General features: G+C 33.0%; 18 protein-coding genes. 4 read left to right on the plus strand and 14 right to left on the minus strand.

Features of this window, described 5'->3' with window-relative positions:
* Nucleotides 1-128: 128 nt before the first annotated feature.
* On the plus strand, nucleotides 129-659 hold the full coding sequence (locus CC92_RS0113925; protein WP_029504753.1) for a hypothetical protein: 531 nt from the start codon (nucleotides 129-131) through the stop codon (nucleotides 657-659).
* Between the two features lie 267 nt (nucleotides 660-926).
* Here the strand turns inward: CC92_RS0113925 and CC92_RS21775 are convergent, their stop codons facing one another.
* From CC92_RS21775 to CC92_RS0113945, 4 genes are all read right to left on the minus strand, one after another.
* Nucleotides 927-1,793 (minus strand): helix-turn-helix domain-containing protein, encoded by an 867-nt coding sequence (locus CC92_RS21775; protein WP_051650888.1) that lies wholly within the window; start codon nucleotides 1,791-1,793, stop codon nucleotides 927-929.
* A gap of 376 nt (nucleotides 1,794-2,169) precedes the next feature.
* Nucleotides 2,170-2,658 carry a hypothetical protein gene (locus tag CC92_RS0113935; protein WP_029504755.1) on the minus strand — a complete coding sequence of 163 codons (489 nt, stop codon included), beginning with the start codon at nucleotides 2,656-2,658 and terminating at the stop codon, nucleotides 2,170-2,172.
* Nucleotides 2,651-3,397 (minus strand): MerR family transcriptional regulator, encoded by a 747-nt coding sequence (locus tag CC92_RS0113940; protein WP_029504756.1) that lies wholly within the window; start codon nucleotides 3,395-3,397, stop codon nucleotides 2,651-2,653. The genes CC92_RS0113935 and CC92_RS0113940 overlap by 8 nt, the downstream gene beginning before the upstream one ends.
* Nucleotides 3,398-3,634: 237 nt before the next feature.
* Nucleotides 3,635-4,690 carry a tyrosine-type recombinase/integrase gene (locus tag CC92_RS0113945; RefSeq protein ID WP_029504757.1) on the minus strand — a complete coding sequence of 352 codons (1,056 nt, stop codon included), beginning with the start codon at nucleotides 4,688-4,690 and terminating at the stop codon, nucleotides 3,635-3,637.
* Between the two features lie 234 nt (nucleotides 4,691-4,924).
* On the opposite strand from CC92_RS0113945, the gene CC92_RS0113950 reads away from it, so the two are divergent.
* From CC92_RS0113950 to CC92_RS0113960, 3 genes are all read left to right on the plus strand, one after another.
* The gene (locus tag CC92_RS0113950; RefSeq protein WP_034218502.1) at nucleotides 4,925-5,311 is read left to right on the plus strand and encodes a DUF2500 domain-containing protein; all 387 of its coding nucleotides are present in this window, start codon (nucleotides 4,925-4,927) and stop codon (nucleotides 5,309-5,311) included.
* Nucleotides 5,312-5,880: 569 nt separating this feature from the next.
* Nucleotides 5,881-7,149 (plus strand): SLC13 family permease, encoded by a 1,269-nt coding sequence (locus tag CC92_RS0113955; RefSeq protein WP_029504759.1) that lies wholly within the window; start codon nucleotides 5,881-5,883, stop codon nucleotides 7,147-7,149.
* A 637-nt stretch (nucleotides 7,150-7,786) separates the two neighbouring features.
* Entirely contained in the window at nucleotides 7,787-8,833 is a 1,047-nt protein-coding gene (locus CC92_RS0113960) for a threonine aldolase family protein (RefSeq protein WP_029504760.1), read from the plus strand.
* 1,713 nt (nucleotides 8,834-10,546) lie between these two features.
* Here CC92_RS0113960 and CC92_RS0113970 read toward each other — a convergent pair.
* From CC92_RS0113970 to CC92_RS0114020, 10 genes are all read right to left on the minus strand, one after another.
* Nucleotides 10,547-11,584, minus strand: a complete 1,038-nt coding sequence (locus CC92_RS0113970) for a hypothetical protein (protein WP_029504762.1) — start codon at nucleotides 11,582-11,584, stop codon at nucleotides 10,547-10,549.
* Between the two features lie 95 nt (nucleotides 11,585-11,679).
* Nucleotides 11,680-11,949, minus strand: a complete 270-nt coding sequence (locus tag CC92_RS0113975) for a hypothetical protein (RefSeq protein ID WP_029504763.1) — start codon at nucleotides 11,947-11,949, stop codon at nucleotides 11,680-11,682.
* Nucleotides 11,940-12,236 (minus strand): hypothetical protein, encoded by a 297-nt coding sequence (locus CC92_RS0113980; protein WP_155998462.1) that lies wholly within the window; start codon nucleotides 12,234-12,236, stop codon nucleotides 11,940-11,942. Before CC92_RS0113980 ends, CC92_RS0113975 begins: the two co-directional genes overlap by 10 nt.
* 71 nt (nucleotides 12,237-12,307) lie before the next feature.
* Complete coding sequence (locus CC92_RS0113985; RefSeq protein ID WP_029504765.1) at nucleotides 12,308-12,496, minus strand: hypothetical protein; 189 nt, start codon at nucleotides 12,494-12,496, stop codon at nucleotides 12,308-12,310.
* A 120-nt stretch (nucleotides 12,497-12,616) separates the two neighbouring features.
* Nucleotides 12,617-13,399 carry a sugar phosphate isomerase/epimerase family protein gene (locus CC92_RS0113990; RefSeq protein WP_029504766.1) on the minus strand — a complete coding sequence of 261 codons (783 nt, stop codon included), beginning with the start codon at nucleotides 13,397-13,399 and terminating at the stop codon, nucleotides 12,617-12,619.
* An 867-nt stretch (nucleotides 13,400-14,266) separates the two neighbouring features.
* Nucleotides 14,267-14,980, minus strand: coding sequence for a hypothetical protein (locus CC92_RS0114000; RefSeq protein ID WP_051926211.1), 714 nt, complete (start codon nucleotides 14,978-14,980; stop codon nucleotides 14,267-14,269).
* A gap of 122 nt (nucleotides 14,981-15,102) precedes the next feature.
* Nucleotides 15,103-16,077, minus strand: a complete 975-nt coding sequence (locus CC92_RS0114005) for a hypothetical protein (RefSeq protein WP_031420419.1) — start codon at nucleotides 16,075-16,077, stop codon at nucleotides 15,103-15,105.
* A 39-nt stretch (nucleotides 16,078-16,116) separates the two neighbouring features.
* Complete coding sequence (locus CC92_RS0114010; protein WP_029504937.1) at nucleotides 16,117-16,428, minus strand: PadR family transcriptional regulator; 312 nt, start codon at nucleotides 16,426-16,428, stop codon at nucleotides 16,117-16,119.
* 476 nt (nucleotides 16,429-16,904) lie between these two features.
* Nucleotides 16,905-17,882: a DNA polymerase III subunit delta gene (gene holA / locus CC92_RS0114015; RefSeq protein ID WP_029504938.1), complete on the minus strand. Its 978-nt coding sequence runs from the start codon at nucleotides 17,880-17,882 to the stop codon at nucleotides 16,905-16,907.
* Between the two features lie 156 nt (nucleotides 17,883-18,038).
* Entirely contained in the window at nucleotides 18,039-18,905 is an 867-nt protein-coding gene (locus CC92_RS0114020) for a phosphatidylserine decarboxylase (protein WP_029504939.1), read from the minus strand.
* Between the last annotated feature and the right edge of the window lie 491 nt (nucleotides 18,906-19,396).

Here is a 19,396-nt window from a genome sequence, read left to right on the forward strand (position 1 = left end):
ATGCAAAAATCATTCAAAATTGAGTCGAAAGTAAACTATCTGGACGGAGAATAAGTATTTCTTATCACTTCTCAATTGTTATCAACTGTTAATGGAACATTATTTATATAATATAGGGAGGAATAGGAATGGAAAGCAATCAAACAAAACTTGAGAAATTCGAGGTAGTAAAATGTGGACCATACAGGTTTATCGGAAAGGCTGTGTATGTTCGGAATGATTGGGGGAATCCACACAGCGCCACTGGAGAAATAGTTCAGAGCGTTTGGAAGGCGAAGGACTGGATTTTTAAAACCCTTGATGAGATGACGGAATATACTACCGCCGAGCCTTACGGTGGTGGTATATATATGTGGGATAAATATGAAGAAAAAAATCAATTAACTGGATATATCATCGGCAAATTCATGAAAGTAGATACTCCAGTTCCGAATGGTATGGATTATTTTGATATCCCTGAAGGATACATTGCCAAGGGATGGGGAGGTTATGTTGAAGGGGAAGTAAAGGATATACTAAGTAAATCGGAAGAATACATTGATGCGTCATGCTTTTGGGGTGGAGAAGTATTTAATGACTTTGATTCGCTGGGTAACGGTATTAACGTTGACGGTCTTTGCGGATATTTCATTTCATGTACATTAAAAGAATCACTGTAAGCATAGGCGTAGCATAAACATAATGTGCATTCGTTTTACCTCACTTTCTTTCACAATTGCGAACTTAAAAGGAGGGAAAATTACATCCCTCCTTCAATCATATCCATATACCTTTATTATTATCTAACGTTCATTTTTTATTAGGATATGTGTTTGGTTTATACAAATGAGCTTCATAAATTTCCTTAGATAAGAGTAAAACAAAATATATTAAAAATTAATATGTAAAAGACTGAAACCTTAATGGGATTCAGTCTTTTTTGTAGTTTATATTATTTTTCTATTCTTTCTATACAGGATTGTATTAACTAGTGCGTATGTAAAAGCGATAATGCTAATCCAATCAATGAATACAGTAGTTATGTTAATAAGGGTTCCATTTAAGGTATGATTGGAAGATAGCAATAATGCTCTTATAATAATAGGTATAAGGAACAAGGTGCTTTGGCTTAAAACAACTAAAATCCAAGATGAAATAATACGAAGTTTAGTTTTATCTTGGATAGAATAAGGCGCATTACGAAATTTTATAATGGTAATACATATAAATAAAAGTAAACAGAAGAATTGAATCCATCCAATTGCTAATCTCATATAATTCATTCTGTAAGTCCAACGAAAGGTATAGAATATTACTTTCCAGCTAAGACCTGTAGCGAGCCTTAGATAAACATCAATGGAAAAATATACGCCCCAGCTACACCATAGCCCAAGATGCTTCTTAAAGGAGAAACAAATGATACCACAAATGATAAGTGGTGATGTTAAGAGGCATGCAAATACAAAGTTACCTATTCCTAGTAGCGTTGTTAAAATTAAAATCGTTATAAAGCCTAGGGACAAAAGAATAGTACCTAATATTTTTCTAGTTGGTAGAGTAGTATGGAGTTCTTCTAGACTAGCTAGATTTGTTTTATATGAATCCATATCGGTAGTTGAGTTCTCTTTTACTAAGTCATCGAGAGAGACCTGAAATAATTCACTCATTTTTATAAATTTGGACAATTCAGGTACTGCATTGTTATTTTCCCATTTTGAGATTGATTGCCTTGAAACATCTAATATCTCAGCAAGGTCACCTTGAGATAAGTTTTTCTCACTTCGAAGTTTATATATTCTTTCACCAAGATTCATAGAGAAGTTCTCCTTAATTATGTAATAAGCATATTATAGCATATTTACATTATTTAGGATATCAAGTTAGCTTTATTATTTAGCAACTAGAGGTTGCAGTGCGTATTTATCTCTTATAATCTTGAATTAACTGTAATGGTGGATTGCCCTTATTGTCAAGGTAACTCTTTAAAAATTTTATAAGGTACAATTAAGTACCAAACAAATACCAATCTTGCGGCATATTCCTGTAATCTTTTGTATAATGTAAAGTATCTATCACAAATAAAAAAAACGACAGGAAGATAATGCTTCTTCCTGCCGGTCACCATATGTGCCACAGAAAATCTCGCTTATTACGAATCGGCCCTGAATGGCAGCGTTTCGTAGTTAGTGCTTATACTACCGTGTTATCTTTTCGTATTGCAGACTTCACTTTTTTCTTCCTTTGATAAGTAACCATTATACTGAACAATAACGGTTGTGTTAATACTTCTAAAATGCTCAACCCAATATTAACAGGTACATCAACAGGAGCAAGATAGATAAATCCTTCGATAGAGCCGGGAACAGGCCCATATGTGCTAATGATACCGAGTATTACAAGAATAGCCCAGAGTTTTAGCCATGCCAGCTTTTTACCGACAATGCTGTCTTTAATCCACCATACAACAAATCCGAGCAAGACGCCTCTGACTACCTGCCCAAGTATGAGCATTGAACCGTTGAGTTCATCCATAGGTCTAAAACCTAAGAGTTGTAAATACTTATCGTCGTAATTCATAATTTGCGAAAATATCAGCCCGCAAGCGAAGTAAGTAAAAACGTGCGCCAGCATTACAAAAGCAAATAACTTTAGTTTATCATTTGAAAGTAGTTTACGCATTGTTATCAGTCTCCTTTATCTGCTCATTTTTCCGTATAACGCACCAATCTTTATGTCCGCATTCGGGACATTTCGTCCAGCGGACTTTATGGCTGCCAGTAGTAAAGAAAGCGCGTCTTAGAGATGGCTTGAAAACTGAATCGCATTTGGGACAAATAAACTCATTATCTTTTAACTGATAAGCTGAAATCGACAGACCGAGTATTGCGAAGGATATATATACCGCAAGTCCCCACCAGATACGCGATACAACGAGCCACGCCATGAACAAGAGCCCTAAAGTCGCGGCGATTCCTACTCCAACATAAACCAGTGCCAGTTTCTTTTTACCCTGCGATTTGCTTTTCTTTTCCATAATGCGTTCTATGTAAAGAATTGAATTTGCCGGAACGATGGCTTTGTTGGCAATGTTTTCTTTGATGATGTTTATCATTTCAAGCTGCCGTTGCCGCACATCAATTTCGTTTGAAAGCGCTTTCTCTTGCTCGTCAAGTAAAATTGTGAGGATTTTGCCGGACATTTCGCTTTTCAACACACCCTTGATTGAGTCAAGGGAGAGTCCGATTGCTTTGAGTGTGCAAACTAGCCGCAATTTGGAAAGGTCATCATCGTTGTATATCCGTCGGCCGCCTTTGCTTTCGGCGGATGGATGTAAAACACCCCGCTGGTCATAGAATTGTACCGTTCGCACCGAAACATTGCACAGTTTAGCCATTTCGCCAGTCGTGTAGTATGACATAGAAACCTCCTTTCGAGGGTAATTTAACACATTACGCTACGTCATAAGCAATAGGTGACGTAAGGGGATTTTTCGCATAACGCAGGGGAATTTTTACAAAACCGTTTCAGTCATAAGTGTTAATGATAGTTTCGTCCATTATTTTAATTAGAATAGTAATTTGATTTCGTAAGTGTTAATCGAAGTTTCGTCCAAAATCAGTCATTTTTTTGTACACGGCGGGCGGGAGTTACTTTACTACATCTTCTCCCTCAACTTCACCTTATCCCTAGCACTTCGCCTTCTCTCATCCTCAACAGCAGCATAGTGCTTCTTCGTTGTATTTACATCACGGTGGCCTAAGACGTCGGCCACAAGATAAATGTCACCAGTCTCCTGATAAAGAGAGGTACCGTAAGTACTTCTTAGTTTATGCGGTGTGATTTTCTTTAGAGTTGTGACTGTCCTTGCATATTTTTTAACCAAAACTTCGACATTACGAACGCTGATACGGCTTCTTCTTGAAGAAAGAAAGAGAGCATTTTCATGACCATCCACAGCAATAATTTGGTCACGTTCATCCATATAGGAGAGAAGTGCCTCTCGAACTTCTTCTCCAAAGTAAACATAGGATTCATATCCACCCTTACGCACTACTTTGATACGATCATTATCAAAATCTACATCAGTTAAGTCAAGCCCTACACACTCAGAAACACGGATACCAGTACCAAGGAGTAAAGTCATTAGCGCAAGATCACGGACCTTATTCTTTTCATGAAATACTTTCTGGGTATCGGTAAGTTTACTTCCTGTTTCGACAACATCCAGTAATTCAGCAACTTCATTTACATCAAGACGAACAATTGCCTTCTCGTGAATTTTAGGCATATCTACCTGAAGGACAGGGTTTTCATCGATTATTTTATTTTTATGATAGTAGTGATACATCGTACGTAGTGTGGAGAGCTTACGCTTAATCGCACGATCATTATTAATAAACTCTTTTCCTTCTGCATTCTTATAAAATTTTAGGTATTCTAAGTATTCTTCGATATCACTAGCTTTTAACTGGGTTAATATAGCTATTGGTATAGCCTTAATAGGCTGTTCTTTAAAACTTGGGTTATGAGATTGTAAAAATTCAAGGAACGTCTGTAAGTCAATCGCATACGCAATTCTTGTTCTTGGTTCAGTTGATTGCTCAATCCCACGGAAGAAATCTTTTAGCCACGGTGGTAGCTGGGTTAATAGCTCTCTTAGCTTTACGATATTTTCCTTTGCTTTTCTCTGATGATAAGTTTCTTTTTCCATCTATGTATCCCTCAATTTCTTTTCATATTATTAAAGTTAATATTTTTTGTAGTATCATTTGACAATCACGAAGATTCGTACTACCATAATTATAGCATATTTAAGAGTTTGAAGCAACGAAGTAGGAATTAAAGCAATGGTATAATCTTATCTAACACAGAATTGCCATAAAATGAGATTACCATAATTATGGTGTTACTAAGGAACGATAAAATTTATAGGGAGGGACTTTTTATGTTTCAACCATTTGGGTATAGTAGTATGTTTGGGGGATTTTTTTCAATCTTTACGATTGTATTTTTATTGATACTTGGTGTGATTATTTTTACGCTAATATCAAATGCAAGACGTTGGCACAAGAATAATAATTCTCCACGCTTGACAGTTGAAGCAACTGTTGTTACAAAGAGAATGAGCACTTCTCGTCATACACATCATAACATGAATCATGCTTCACACACTTCTTATACGGATTATTATTATGTTACTTTTCAGTTTGAAAGTGGTGATCGTTTAGAGCTTGGTGTAGATGGGCAACAATATGGGTTATTGGTAGAAGGAGATGTTGGAAAACTTACCTTCCAGGGAACAAGGTATCTATCTTTTGATCGAGTGAGATAGTTAAGAAATACTTTTTATGTAATAATGAATATTTTTTATGAAGATAAGGCAAGTTATCGTATTAGGTAACTTGTCTTTTTATGTGATGAGGACTCATTCTCAATCACGTTAAATTTCTTACTTAAAGTAAATAATGAACATAGGATAGATGGTTAATGAACATATAGTGAGCATCTACGGCATGAGCATATACAAGGCATATTACCATTAATAAATTTATGATAGATAATTCTTGATGTTAATATTTTGTTCAGAAATAGCGGGAAACGTCGAATCATGTTGAAGAGAGATATTATATATAGTAAAATATAGAATTAGGTTAGGGAATTTATATAATATTTTAATTTCACATATTAAAAATACCTTAACAAATAAAAAATGATTCCATTCAAAAAGGGGGGGCTTATTTCACCGCTGCAGAACTACTCGTTTATAAGCTAAACAAATGCTGTTCCAATATTTGCTTGGTTAATAGCACTGATGGAAACATAAGAGCATAAATTTGCTTATAAATGAAGGAATTAAGATTACGTAGATACAACAATAACACGAATGATTATGGAGGAAAAATGTTAATAACAGCCTTAGTTTTATTTATTATCACATACGTATTAATGCTTAGCTTGCCTAAGTATCGTTACCTTGTCGCTTTAACTTCAGCGATTATATTTGTTGTAATTGGTATACTTCCAATTAAGAAAGTGTTCCCTGCGATTGACTTTAATGTAATATTAATGATAGCGGGCACTATGGGGACTGTATCATTATTTATTGAATCAAAAATGCCAGCCTTATTGTCTGACTTGCTAATTAGAAAGGTACCAAACGTATGTTTTGCTATCGTGGTATTATCCTTTTTTGCTGGTATCATCTCAGCATTTGTTGATAATGTTGCAACTGTATTAATGGTTGCTCCAGTTGGTCTTGCGATTGCAAAGAGAGTGAAAATCTCTCCAGTTCCAGTTTTAATAAGTATTGCTGTATCCTCCAATCTTCAAGGTGCGGCTACGTTAGTAGGAGATACTACTTCAATCTTACTTGGTAACTACGCAAAGATGGATTTCTTAGACTTCTTCTTTATGAATGGTAAACCAGGTATTTTCTGGGCAGTAGAGCTTGGAGCAGTTGCAACTCTTTTAGTCTTAGTTATGCTATTTAGAAAAGAAAAGCAACCGGTTACTGTGCTAGAAATGACGAAAGTAACAGATTTTGTTCCAACAATTTTACTATGTGGCACAGTAGTTTCTTTAATTTTCGCTTCTTTTATACCACAAAAGCCAGCTATTACTAATGGTATTATTTGTGTAGGTTTCTTCTTAGTTGGTATCTTATGGTCTTATATAAAGAATCATAATTTTAATTCAGCAATAAAAGCTTTGAAAGAGATAGACTATCAAACACTTTTATTATTAATTGGTTTATTTGTTGTTATAGCAGGTATTACTGAAGCAGGTGTTATTAATAAAATAAGCGAATATTTTGTTCTTATTGCCGGGGATAATGTATTTATCGTATATACCTTACTGGTATTTGCCTCTGTAATATTCTCAGCGTTTATCGACAATATTCCTTATGTTGCAACAATGCTTCCTGTGGTAAGTTCAATCGCAGCTATGATGAATGTGGAGCCTTATCTACTTTACTTTGGCTTATTGATTGGTGCAACATTAGGTGGTAACTTAACACCAATTGGAGCATCTGCTAATATTACTGCAATTGGCATTCTTCGTAAAGATGGATATGAGGTTAAGACCAAAGATTTTATGAGAATCGGTGTTCCATTTACATTAATGGCAGTATGGATCGGATATGTATTTATCTGGGTTGTTTATCATTAAAATAATATCTTAATATTATAGATAGATTGATAGAATGGATGATCAATTCAAGATAATATTGATTGTTCTATAAAACATTGATATATGAGAATAATATACTATGATGTGTATTGATTACTGATATTAAGATGGTGTTTAAAGCTAGTTTCATTAGTTTTAAGCACCATCTTTTTATATGAAATTTTGTAACTTTTATGCGCCATTAAGCGAAAGAGAGAGTTAGAAATAAAGATTTATGTCGTGCAGCTTAATTATATTATATAATTCTAAAAACTCTGTTTATTCAAATTCCGTCATGCGACAGATACTTAGGGTACCTTTTTTTTCATTAATTGATAACTTTATAATTAGTTACTTAAAGGGTAACAAAATATGGACTATGATTTTTTCAGATTAACAGACAAAAAAATGTCGAATGACTATGCTATTTAATGAGTAAGTAAAAAAAGTTTGTTCCAATGTATAAGGAGTGTTATAATAAATGAAATATTCTCTGGATTACTGTTCATTTATCTTTATTTGATTAAAGCTGAACTTTAGATTAATGATATTAAGATGAGATAATCATCTTATGGTGAGCCTGAAATGATGGAAGAAATTAAGAAAATACAGATTATTTATATAAAGGAGAGATGAGATGATACATTTTGAATCAGACTATACAGAAGGTGCACACCCAAGGATTCTTGAAAAGCTTGTTTCCACTAACATGGAGCAGACAAAAGGATATGGGGAAGACCCATATTGTGAGCATGCACGCGAGTTAATTAAAAAAGCATGTGGCAATATTAATCTAGAAGTGCATTTTTTAGTAGGAGGAACGCAAACCAATACAACAGTGATAAGTTCTGTACTAAGACCGCATCAAGGAGTAATTTCTGCGAATACGGGTCACATTAATTGTCATGAAACTGGAGCTATTGAAGCAACAGGTCACAAGGTATTACCCCTTGTTAGCGAAGATGGGAAAATCACAGCGCAGCAAGTGAGAGAGTATTACGACGAGCACTGGGCAGATTCTAGTCATGAGCATGTTGTACAACCTGGTATGGTGTATATTTCACATCCAACCGAAAATGGAACTACGTATCAAAAAGACGAATTAGTGAAGCTTTATAACCTATGCAAAGAACTAGAGTTACCACTATTTATCGATGGTGCGAGATTAGGATATGCTTTAGCTTCAGAAGGAAATGATTTGAGTTTAGAAGATATCGCAGCAAACTGTGATGTGTTTTATATTGGAGGAACAAAAGTAGGAGCATTATTTGGAGAGGCTGTAGTAATTACGAACAATTCAATTAAGAAAGACTTCCGATATCATATCAAACTTCGTGGTGGTATGTTAGCGAAAGGGCGTTTGTTGGGGTTACAGTTTGAGACTTTATTTACGAACAACCTTTATGAAGAAATCTCCGAACATGCGGTAAAGTTAGCAATGCGTATTAGGGAAGCGTTCGAAAAGAATGGTTATTCCTTTTTGTATGATTCAAAAACAAATCAGCAATTTCCTATCTTACCTATTCGCTTATTAGAGTACTTGGGTGAAAAGTATTCCTATAATTTTTGGACTAAGATAGATGAGACTCATCATGCAGTTCGTTTCTGTACGAGTTGGGCAACAAAAGAGGAGAATGTGGAAGCTTTACTCGTAGATATTGAGGAGTTTCATCAAAGTAATTAATTTTGCTATAGGATTGAAGAAGCTGTTATGGTCATGATAATGATTCATAGCATTTTCTGTGCCTTTAACTTCAAATCTATTTAATAACGGTTCTTCGGTGCTTTGTCATACATAGTGAGTAATTCAAGTAATTCAACTTTGAAAATTGAAGTAATCTGTTGGGAGAGCACTCGAATGACCAAATAAACGCGTCTGTTATTTCATTAAGGAAAAGTAAAATATGCTATAAATCAAAGCACCTACGCCTTGGTGGGAGAGTATTATGTGAGATTAGATGCGCCTGGTAAAGGATTGGGTTTGATTAGAACATTCTAGATCTACGCTTTGCATGTACGAAACTCGTTTATTTATAGTGGAAACCATCCGGGTATTTTTAAGGAATTATTAATGAGTTTTATTATTTGATGCGAAATGAAGGTATATGGAAGCAATGTGAAGAAGGTAAGGAATGTAAGGAAGGACATCTAAAGTTAACATAATATAAATATGACTACAAGTTAAATGTTAAAATATTAACAAATGAATATAATGTAACAAGATGGTAATAATATAAATGGACTAGATAATTTGCATTAGGAAATAATTAGCCATAAAGATTCCTTGGTTCCCCCTCTAAAATAAAACCGATGCAGGTATTAGAATGTCTTTGAAGTGAAATACATAAAGATAACTATGTGTTTTTTGACGAAATGTAGCTATAAGGAAATTATGAAAGAACTTATAAAAACTGAGCTAGATAAGACGTAATATATATAAAGCTTAATAAGTGGGAAAATGGATATTCCTTTGAAGTATTAGTTTTTACGTTCATTGTGATGAAATACTAGGAATACATAGTGAAACATTAACGTTATAATAATACAATTTACACTGATATATAAAGAAGTATTTAGAGTGTTTTAAATTTAGGTAATCAATGGTTATCTAGATTAAAACTTTTTAAGCTTAGATAAAACAGTCAAGGGATAATGTTGAATAGATTACTTTAGATAAAAAATAAAACATGTTCAAGCAAATTAGAGAAAATATTTAAAAATTGTATGAGAGTAAATACAAAAAGCAGATATAAAAACAATTGAGTATTATAGAAGAGTCTATTAATATAAGAAATAAAGAGATCAGCCCCAATACCCAAAAAAAGGGGTTAAAGTGACTACACCTTATTAAAATACACCAATATTACGTTAAACCTGGATTTAGCGCAATAATATATACCACTGTCTCCTAGTTAAGATTTTGTGTATTGATTGGCCGTCCATATATTATTGAACCACAATCATCATATTCCATCCATGTATTAACAGATTGTTTTAATTCAGAGTATTTGACTTGCATTTCTTCGGTTCCATCTTTATATTTAACCCAGAAGTCAAAAATAGTTTTTGTTTCTTCACCATCAATTATAACTTTAGCTTCAAGAGGTTGTTCACAAAAATACTCTATTTGAGGATTCAATTCCAAGGTTATCAATAATTATTACCAAAATGAGTACCTCTAGGCATAATTATAGGCTCTTTAAAATTCATCATTAACTATCTCCTTTAAGACCTATAATAAAATGCAATTATTAGATAATAAGAGTTTACATACAAAGGTAATACATGGTAAAAATTATAGCTTTTCAATACTTGAAGCCTAAATTAGAAAAAGCAACCCCAAAGCTAATTTTCCGCTTTTATGGCTGCTCTTATTTCAAGTTATCTTTGTAAACTTTCATCTTTTGCTTTTCAAAATGATAAAATTATTAATATAGGCATCAGTATATTCATTTCCATCAAATATTAACTTAAACTCTTTTGTACTTATATTATAACGATAGATACCGTATGGATACCTTTCTTCCTCTTCTTCATTTTTTGCACTTCCACGAAATACAATTTCATTTTCAGAAATAAAAAAATAATCTTCTCTAATATGAAATGGACTATCATTCCCCATAACCACAAACTCTTCAATCCGATCTGATTTTATCATATAACGATAATATGTCACTGGCACATCAGAATGTTTTTCAGTTACACCATTATAATAGACATTTCCTTCTAAATCTGATGAAATATTCTTTACCTCGTAACTCTGCAACTTCAATATTAATTCTGCGTTTTTCTCATTAAGCATGTAGATGTATGTATCTGGAGGATAATATTTTCCCCCTCTTTCATTCCAATTTTCTCTTAGTTTATCTGCTTGTACTTCTGATGTTCCTATCATCAAGATGGTTTCTGTTATTGGATTGTATGTACAAATATTGCATTGAAAATCAATCTCTGGTGTTTCTACGTCATATACCTCTTTTGTTACCTTATCATAAATCATAGGTTTAATTCTTCTCTCTCCTCGTTCTCTTCCAATAATAACAATGTATTCTTTTCTTGGAATAATATAATTAACAACAGATATATTTGTAGTCAATTCAACTGTAGTTTTATTACCAATATCATAACTCCATATTTGATCACCACGATTTATCTTATCATAAGATGTGTAATAAATCACATTCTCTTCTTCGCTATATATGGCTAATGGATACTGCGACTTATATTTGACGTTATCTACTGTTTTACCAGTATCCTTATTTAAATTATACTGATATATTAGTGTACTCATTCCTTTTTCAGGTCCAACGCCATCATCATAATACGTTGCAGCAATTGATAAATATAATGAAGTATCTTCAGAATTATGTTGACATGAGGTAATAAAAAACACGAAAAAGACAGCAATAGCAATCATTCGAAAATGTTTCTTCAAATTACCACCTTTCTAAATCTTAAATAGCTGAGTTTATCCCCCAGCTATTTGAAATTCATTCAGATTATTTATATGTATACGAACCTGAACCATCCTCAATTGATAAAGTTGAAGCCCATGTATATCCCCAATACTCTACTCCTGTTTTCCATATCAAGTATTGCATTAGGTAATGCTTCATTATCATTTTTAGTAATTTCTTTGGTGAAAAATGTTTTTGTATCTTTTTTATACGCACTTACACTAATTACTGTACCGCTTTTAGGATTATCCTTATCACCTCTTGTTGCTACATCACCTGTTACTAGAGTATTATCATGATCACCTTTTATATCCGACAGTGCGACAGCCCCTCTTAATACCATCCTAATACTACGAATTCTGGTATTCCTGTGCTAGCCTCTGCTTTTTTCAAACTGTAAGAGACATCTTCAAAACTAGTTTTTTCATCATTTGTTAAGATAATTAATGTAACCTGTGATTCTCCTTCGATACCAGAAACTTCAATTTTATACTTGTAGATGTTGTCTTTATACGTATATGTCCCGTCGTCGTTAGTTGTGTAGTCAACATTTAACTCTTCATATGTGGATTCTGTTTCGGTGGTAGATTCCTCATGTGAAGAAGACGCACAACCGTATAAAGTATCCATGCCGATGAGTACAAGCATGAAGGCAATATAAATTTTGGTTTCATAATATCAGTCTCCATTTAAATTAATATTTATTTTGGAATATAATAACTTTTTGTTGTTGATCCATAAAAACTCTCCATTTCAGCGATTGTTGCTTTATATACACCGTAATGTCCAAGCTTTGAGGTGCAATTTGTTAAACTACTTACTATTGCAGAATGCAGAAGCGAACCATTTTTCCAGAAAATAGTTTTGTCACCTGCCTGCGGGTTACGCATTGGAACTCTCCATAATTGCCAGTAGCTTGTATCGCTGTAAAAAGGTGAAGGATCATCTATCCCATATTAAGCTTAATGGGATTTAACAACTTCGTAATTGAGAAAAATTGTGGATTAAGTTCAAATTGAATCATATCTAAACTTTTGCTTTAAGAAATTATTTTCTATAAGCCAAATTATTGAACTTTCCATATCATTTATATTTGTTTCTATTCCCCAAATTGAGTTTGGAGCATATTCCTCTAAAGCGTTACAAATTTCCAAAAAATCAATTGTACCTTTTTCAAACCCTAAGTGCTCATCTTGTTGTCCATAATTGTTGTGTAAATGGACAAATCCTATTTGTTTATTAAGTTTTTTAACCCAATCTAAAACTGATGTTTTTGAATTGCAATGAGCATGACCTATATCAAGACATATATTCAAACGACTATCATTTACTGTTGATGCTACTTCAGAAATTAAGTCAGGAGTATGTTCAAGCTGATTTTCTATATAAAAAACAGTTTCAGAATCTTTATTTCTTAAAAAGTCATCCCAGAATATTTTACTTCTTTTAACCCAATTAGGGGGATAACTTGTTCCAGGTACATAACCATGGTGAAGAACTATGTTTTTACAACCTAATTTGCGAGATATTTCATATGAGTATTCAAATCTGCTTTTTGTCGCCTCTCTTATAAGACTGTCTTTACTTCCAAAACACAAATCGGTAAAAGAACCATGAATGGAACATACTTTTATATTTTTGTACCTTTCTAAATGTTTTTCTATTTCATTTGGGTAAGTATTATGATATTCAGGGTCATGGAATGCATCAATATTTACATTAAGATTAAATTTTTCACATAAATCAGAAACTCTTAAATATTCACCGTTGTCACATAATAGTATTTCTTTCATTACAATTATCTCCTTTGAGAAAATGATTGTGATTGATTTTCATAAAAGCATTATAATGAGGTTTCTCAATTTTAATGTCTGTAATATCGGTAATGTGCCTTCGTTCATGCAACCACCTTCTCATAAGAAATATGTATCCATTTCATAATAGCTAACAACAAGGAATCAACAAGTGATAACCATTGCATTGCTAATATATGTATATTAAAAATATATCAATAAATGGATATTATTTCAAATTATAATACAAAATATTATCTTTTATTACATGAATAATAGATAGAAACGACAAAACTAATTATAGTTTTATAGATGGTTTGTAATAAATTGACCGACATTACAACGGTGTTTCCAATTGTCGTTTTAGCTGTATTGGCGATTTTATTAAGATAACCACAAAACCCCTCAAACACTTAAGTTTAATGGGTTAATGGATGATTATAGTTATGTTGTTTATAAATTTTAAAGGATTGGCATACCGCTAGTAGTTGCTTGTTTAGATATCATTACTCGGGTAAAGTTCCTCTGAAATCCTTGTGCTCTTTTAACCAATCTTCGATTGTGATAACTCCCCCAGTTTTCTGGAGTTAGTTAAGATATAACTACAACTCCAGTTTTATGTATTATTAGTTGACCGTTTTTGGTTCAAAAGTTTTTATGTACTCTTCTACGATGTATTCAAGTTGTTTACTTGATGAACGCTTTTCATACTTAGCAAGAAAATTCAATTTACTGACAACTTCATTTGTTGTACTTCAATATTATACTTGTAGATGTTGTCTTTATACGTAAATGTCCCGATATCGTTAGTTATTTCCTTCTTCTTAATAAGGAATAGTAAATAAACTAATATTTTTGTAAATTTCATTAATTACTCGTATGCTTTTTTCTTTGTAAACATGACACCTCACTATCAAGCCATACTTCAATATTCTGGCTTATATCAATGATCGAATCATCTAAAGGAAAGCTAAACCCGTGACAACCTTTTTGGCAAGGTTCTCCGAATAATTTCTTGTTGCAACCATAGCCCCGGGAGATTTTTTCCTTTAAATATAATGGAAACATTTCGATAACATCCGTATAAATGTGAGTGTTTTGTGCCTTAATGAGGATGCGATAACCGGATTCATGCGCTGCCGAAAACGTCCATATTTCTTTATTTTTATGTGAATAAATAAATCGAATACCAAGATAGAATACATCCAATTTACAGGTCAATCCCGCTTCCAGATAACGCTTATGTAGTTTCAAAGCGAAATCTTGTATCTCGGCAGGCAACGGAGCAACAAAATCATTCAAGTTAGAGATGACTTCTGTTTCTTCCTCTTTCACAACCCTATAATCGCACCTCAAGAAAATATCATGATTCCCCTTGGTGTACAAATCTTTCTGGGCTATCGCCATAACCTTTAAACCTGTCAGCATAATAGGGTTATCTGGATATGAAATTTTAAGTGATGCAGCTTTTGACAAATCTAATGTTCGTACATCTAAACTAATACCATCAAAATAAATACCGCAGCCAGTTAGAAATTTCAAGGCTTCAAGTAGTTTTGGAGCAGAGATTTTCTCTTTCATCTGGCTGCCATCCACGCCTATGACGGAGGTGATTAATAACAGGTCGTCAAGCAATATTGCCCCACCGTTTTCTATGAGTTCTCCATGATATCCTATATTGAATAATATGCTTTTAACGTTGTTCAGGAATGGTCTAGCTTATACGCCTTATCTGGATGCTCTCGATACAGCTCTTTCGCTACATTACGTATTTCATTTTCAAAAGGAAGCCATGCAGCCTCATTTTCTTCGTAATCCTTATGTAAGATTCTTTTTGAAAGCTTACTCATGATAAGGAAGGAAGCGTAACTATGCGAGTTTTTTGTATTTGTTTTATCTGCCTCTAATAAAAAGTCAAGAAATTTACTAATGTCCGGATAATAAATTAGCTCTACTAACTTAGCTCGATATTCCAATACAACAGAATCTAACGAGTCATAGTTCATTTTATCGACTGCATGTTGCGCCTCATGTTTCAGATAAGATAATTGAAAGGATGGTGTATCCATCTTATTCAAATAACATTGTTTCACACAATACAACTGACCTTCATCCCCAGCCCAGCCACCAGTACCAACCTCACCAAAGGATAAATAATCAAGCCAACTTCTTGATATAAAGCCTTCCATCATGTTTACTACCAAGTCGTATGTTTGATCCGGTAAGTCTATTATATACTTGGTAGGTACAGTTTCTTTCCATATATAAGGTCCGTACCATGCAGCAGTTGTATCACCTAAATAATGATACCCTTCGCCTTCTACAATCTTTTTAAGTTTACCTTCTAGCTGCTCAATTGCTTGAATCAACGCTTCTTTTGTTTTAAGCATTGGAACCTCGTCACCAAGCAGTAAGGAAAAGGACTCACATAAATACCGCAACGCAAACTCCTCTGGTTTCTCCTCCCAAAATACTATTCGGTAGTATTCTTGATAGATAACATCAATTCGTTGAATTACTTCATTATCAGACCTTATAATATCCTTCTTTTGCTCAAATGTTTCATAATATTTCTTGACCAAATCTTTATTTTCCTCAAAATCTGATAAGTACTTAACCGCTTGCCTTAACTTTCCTTGTATCAATAATGACTTAAAATATTGTATGTTATATTCCATATACTCCCTCCAAATGTATGCGAATCACAAAGAAAGCTATTAAGAGCCGTTCATTAATTCATCAACTGCAATTACAAATTTATCCCATTCTGACTTTAATTTATGAAAATACTCCACTCCCTTTTCTGTTATGTGGTAGTACTTTCTTGCCGGTCCTTCCGCTGATTCTACTAAATAGGTTTCAACATAATCCTCATCTTTTAGTCGTTTTAAGATTAAATATAAGGTTCCTGATGCAATCGACATCTTTGTAGATATTGCTTCTGTCAGCTCATATCCATACTGATCCTTTGAAACCAATTGAGCCAATACGCATAACTCTAAGGCACCTTTTTTTAATTGTGTATTCATTTCCCTGCACTCCTTTCCTTAATTATTCAAGACAAGTAAAGTCGCATATCATACTTTTTCTTGTATCTCGTAACCCTTTCATCAGTACCATGTATCGCAGTTCCAGATGAAAATTTTAATTAGATAACTCCTTCTAAAGGAAGTGAAAGTATTTTGATAAAACTTATATTACTGTTCACTATCTTTCTTTATGTTCTATATATTACCACTTACTATTCTATATTGCAATATAGTTAGTTAAAAAATATATTAGAAAATTATTAAAACCATAATTTTGTATTAGAATTTATGTTACCTGAACTCATCTCTTCGTAAACATAAATGTAAATAATAGAAACGAATTAGTTAACAAGTATTATATTCACTAATATAAAAACTCGGTATTTATAATACATACCGAGTTTGGCGTTTAACATAATTTAATTATATAAATCAAGAATTTCTTTATTACCCACTCACCAAGATCTTCATAATTATCAGCCCAATACAGTCTTAATAATTAATACCTCTACACCAATCTGGTCAATTAACTTTCCAGTTTTTACTTGCTCTTCTATTTCTGTTCCTAAAATCAAGGATTTCTTTAAGGTGTCTTCCGAAAAATTTCTAGCCTGAGCAGCGTATTTCGTAACAGCAAATGGTGGTACCCCCATCTTAGATGCTATTTCTGTATTACTGTTACGCTTTGCAAGTAGTGCTTTGCACTGCATTAAAAGATTAATATGACGATTTAATAGATACAATATCGTCATTGGCTTTTCACGTAGAGAAAGCAAATCGTAATATAACTCTAACGCTCGTTTTTGATTCTTTATTGCAATAGAGTCTAACATCTGGAACATCTTTCCCGTAATTTGCTCAGAACAGACTTCTCTAATATCTTCTTCGGTGATAACTTCTCTCTCATAACAATATGAAATTAGTTTATCAATCTCGCTTTGAATATTATCAAGATTTGTTCCAACTTTATTTAAAAAATAAGTTAATGTTGCATCCGTAATCTTTTTATTTTCTCGTTGCAACAAGGAAACAACCCATATCTTTAAACTCTTTTCATCTAAACCATTTAGTTCACTGATATAACCTAAATCCTTCACAGCTTTATAGAGGCGATTTCGTTTGTCCACTTCATTTTCAACAAAAACGACATACGTTGATTCAGGCATTTCTCTGATATAATCAGCAAAATTTGATTGATTTTTAAACCATCCGCTATTCTCAAGCAGTATTAATCTTTTCTCACTAAAAAATGGCATAGTTTCTGCAATATGAATCATCTCATTGCAATCAATATCTTTTCCTTCGGCATACGTAAAATTCATTTCATCGCTATCACCAAGGATTCCTGCTTTTAATTTATTTTTATAGAAACGTTTCAAATAAGCTTCATTTCCATATAGTAAGTAAAAACGTTCATAGGAATTTGTTTTAATATGTTGTTTTAAAGTATTCATCTCTTCACCATGCCTATGCTTACATTATTAAACAAGAAAAAGTACGCTTTGCGAACTTTTCCTTGTCATGAATCAAAAGTTTATGATATGACACAAACTTATTATTCTATTTCCTTTTATAATCTCTATATATGCCTAAAAATTTTGCTACCAAATCTAGAATATTGAAGTACCAATCTGCTCGCCCATCTTTACGATTGTCTCATATCCTTCTATAGTATTTCGCAAGATATCCTCATCCATACTTACAGCATCACGTTTCAATAATAGCACAACGGTAGATCCGCCAAATTCAAATCGTCCTTTTTCTTGCCCACGCTTTACCATTGCAACAGAGTGGTAATTATGTATCTTACCAACCATCAGTGCACCGACTTCCATCTGGATTACTTCTCCAAAATTTCTGGTATTTAATAAACAATATGCTCTGCTATTTTCTTTATAAATATTCACATGGTCTAAGATAACTGGATTTACTGTATATAGTTTACCTGGAATAAAGTGATTTCTCTCTTTCGCTGCATCATCCACATAACAATAACGATGGTAATTATCAACGGTCAAGCGAAGTATCACGCATGTTCCGCCTACATATTCCTTTGCTAATTTTTTATTCTTTAGCATGGATTCAACTGTATACCAGCTGTTCTTAATCTTAAACTTAGCATCTAGTGTAATCGGATAAGCACTAACTTTTCCATCGCATGGTGCAATTAGAACAGACGATTCTTTATTAATTGGACGACTTTTAGATTTTATCTTTCTAGTAAAAAATTCATTATAGGATCGATATCTTCTCTTTTCATAATCGCTCATTTTGATATGATTTTTCTTAACAAAAGAGTCTATTAAAAAAGTAGACCAAAAGGAGTCCATAAATCTTCCCCCTATTTTTGATACTACGGGCGCAGATAACGCTTTCAAAGCTAAACGAAATGGTGCTTTGGAATACATCATTTCTAATGTTTTATCTTGGTTTGTGGAATTCTTAAAAGAATTACCTTGTCGGTCACGATAGTTCATCTTTTCCTCCATACCTTTGTTTTTAGTAATAGTTTGCAATAGACAGATGTATATTTCTTCTGGATGAAATTATATAAGAAATATATAGGCTCCTATCTAATTGTTTAATTCTCAAATCTAATTAAGAATAACAAAATAAATGACTCCTCGCAATGGTTATTTAATTAAAGTAAGTAATGTTTCAATAATCTTTTTACCTGTGATTATTTTATTATACTAACCACTCATCTAAAGGCATAGATTTACTTTATAAAATTCATTAATAGTAAAATCCTTCGACAACTTTCATTACAAGGCATACATTTACTTAATCTATTTCATTGAATAGTAAAATCCTTCGACTAACTTTCATTATAAGGCATACATTTACTTAATCTATTTCATTGAATAGTAAAATCCTTCGACAACTTTCATTACAAGGCAGACATTTAACTAATCAACTACATTGAATAGTAAAATCCTTCGACTAACTTTCATTTAGACGAAGGATT

The organism is Lachnoclostridium phytofermentans, assembly GCF_000733755.1.
In the GTDB taxonomy this organism is placed as follows: Bacteria; Bacillota; Clostridia; order Lachnospirales; family Lachnospiraceae; genus Lachnoclostridium; species Lachnoclostridium phytofermentans_A.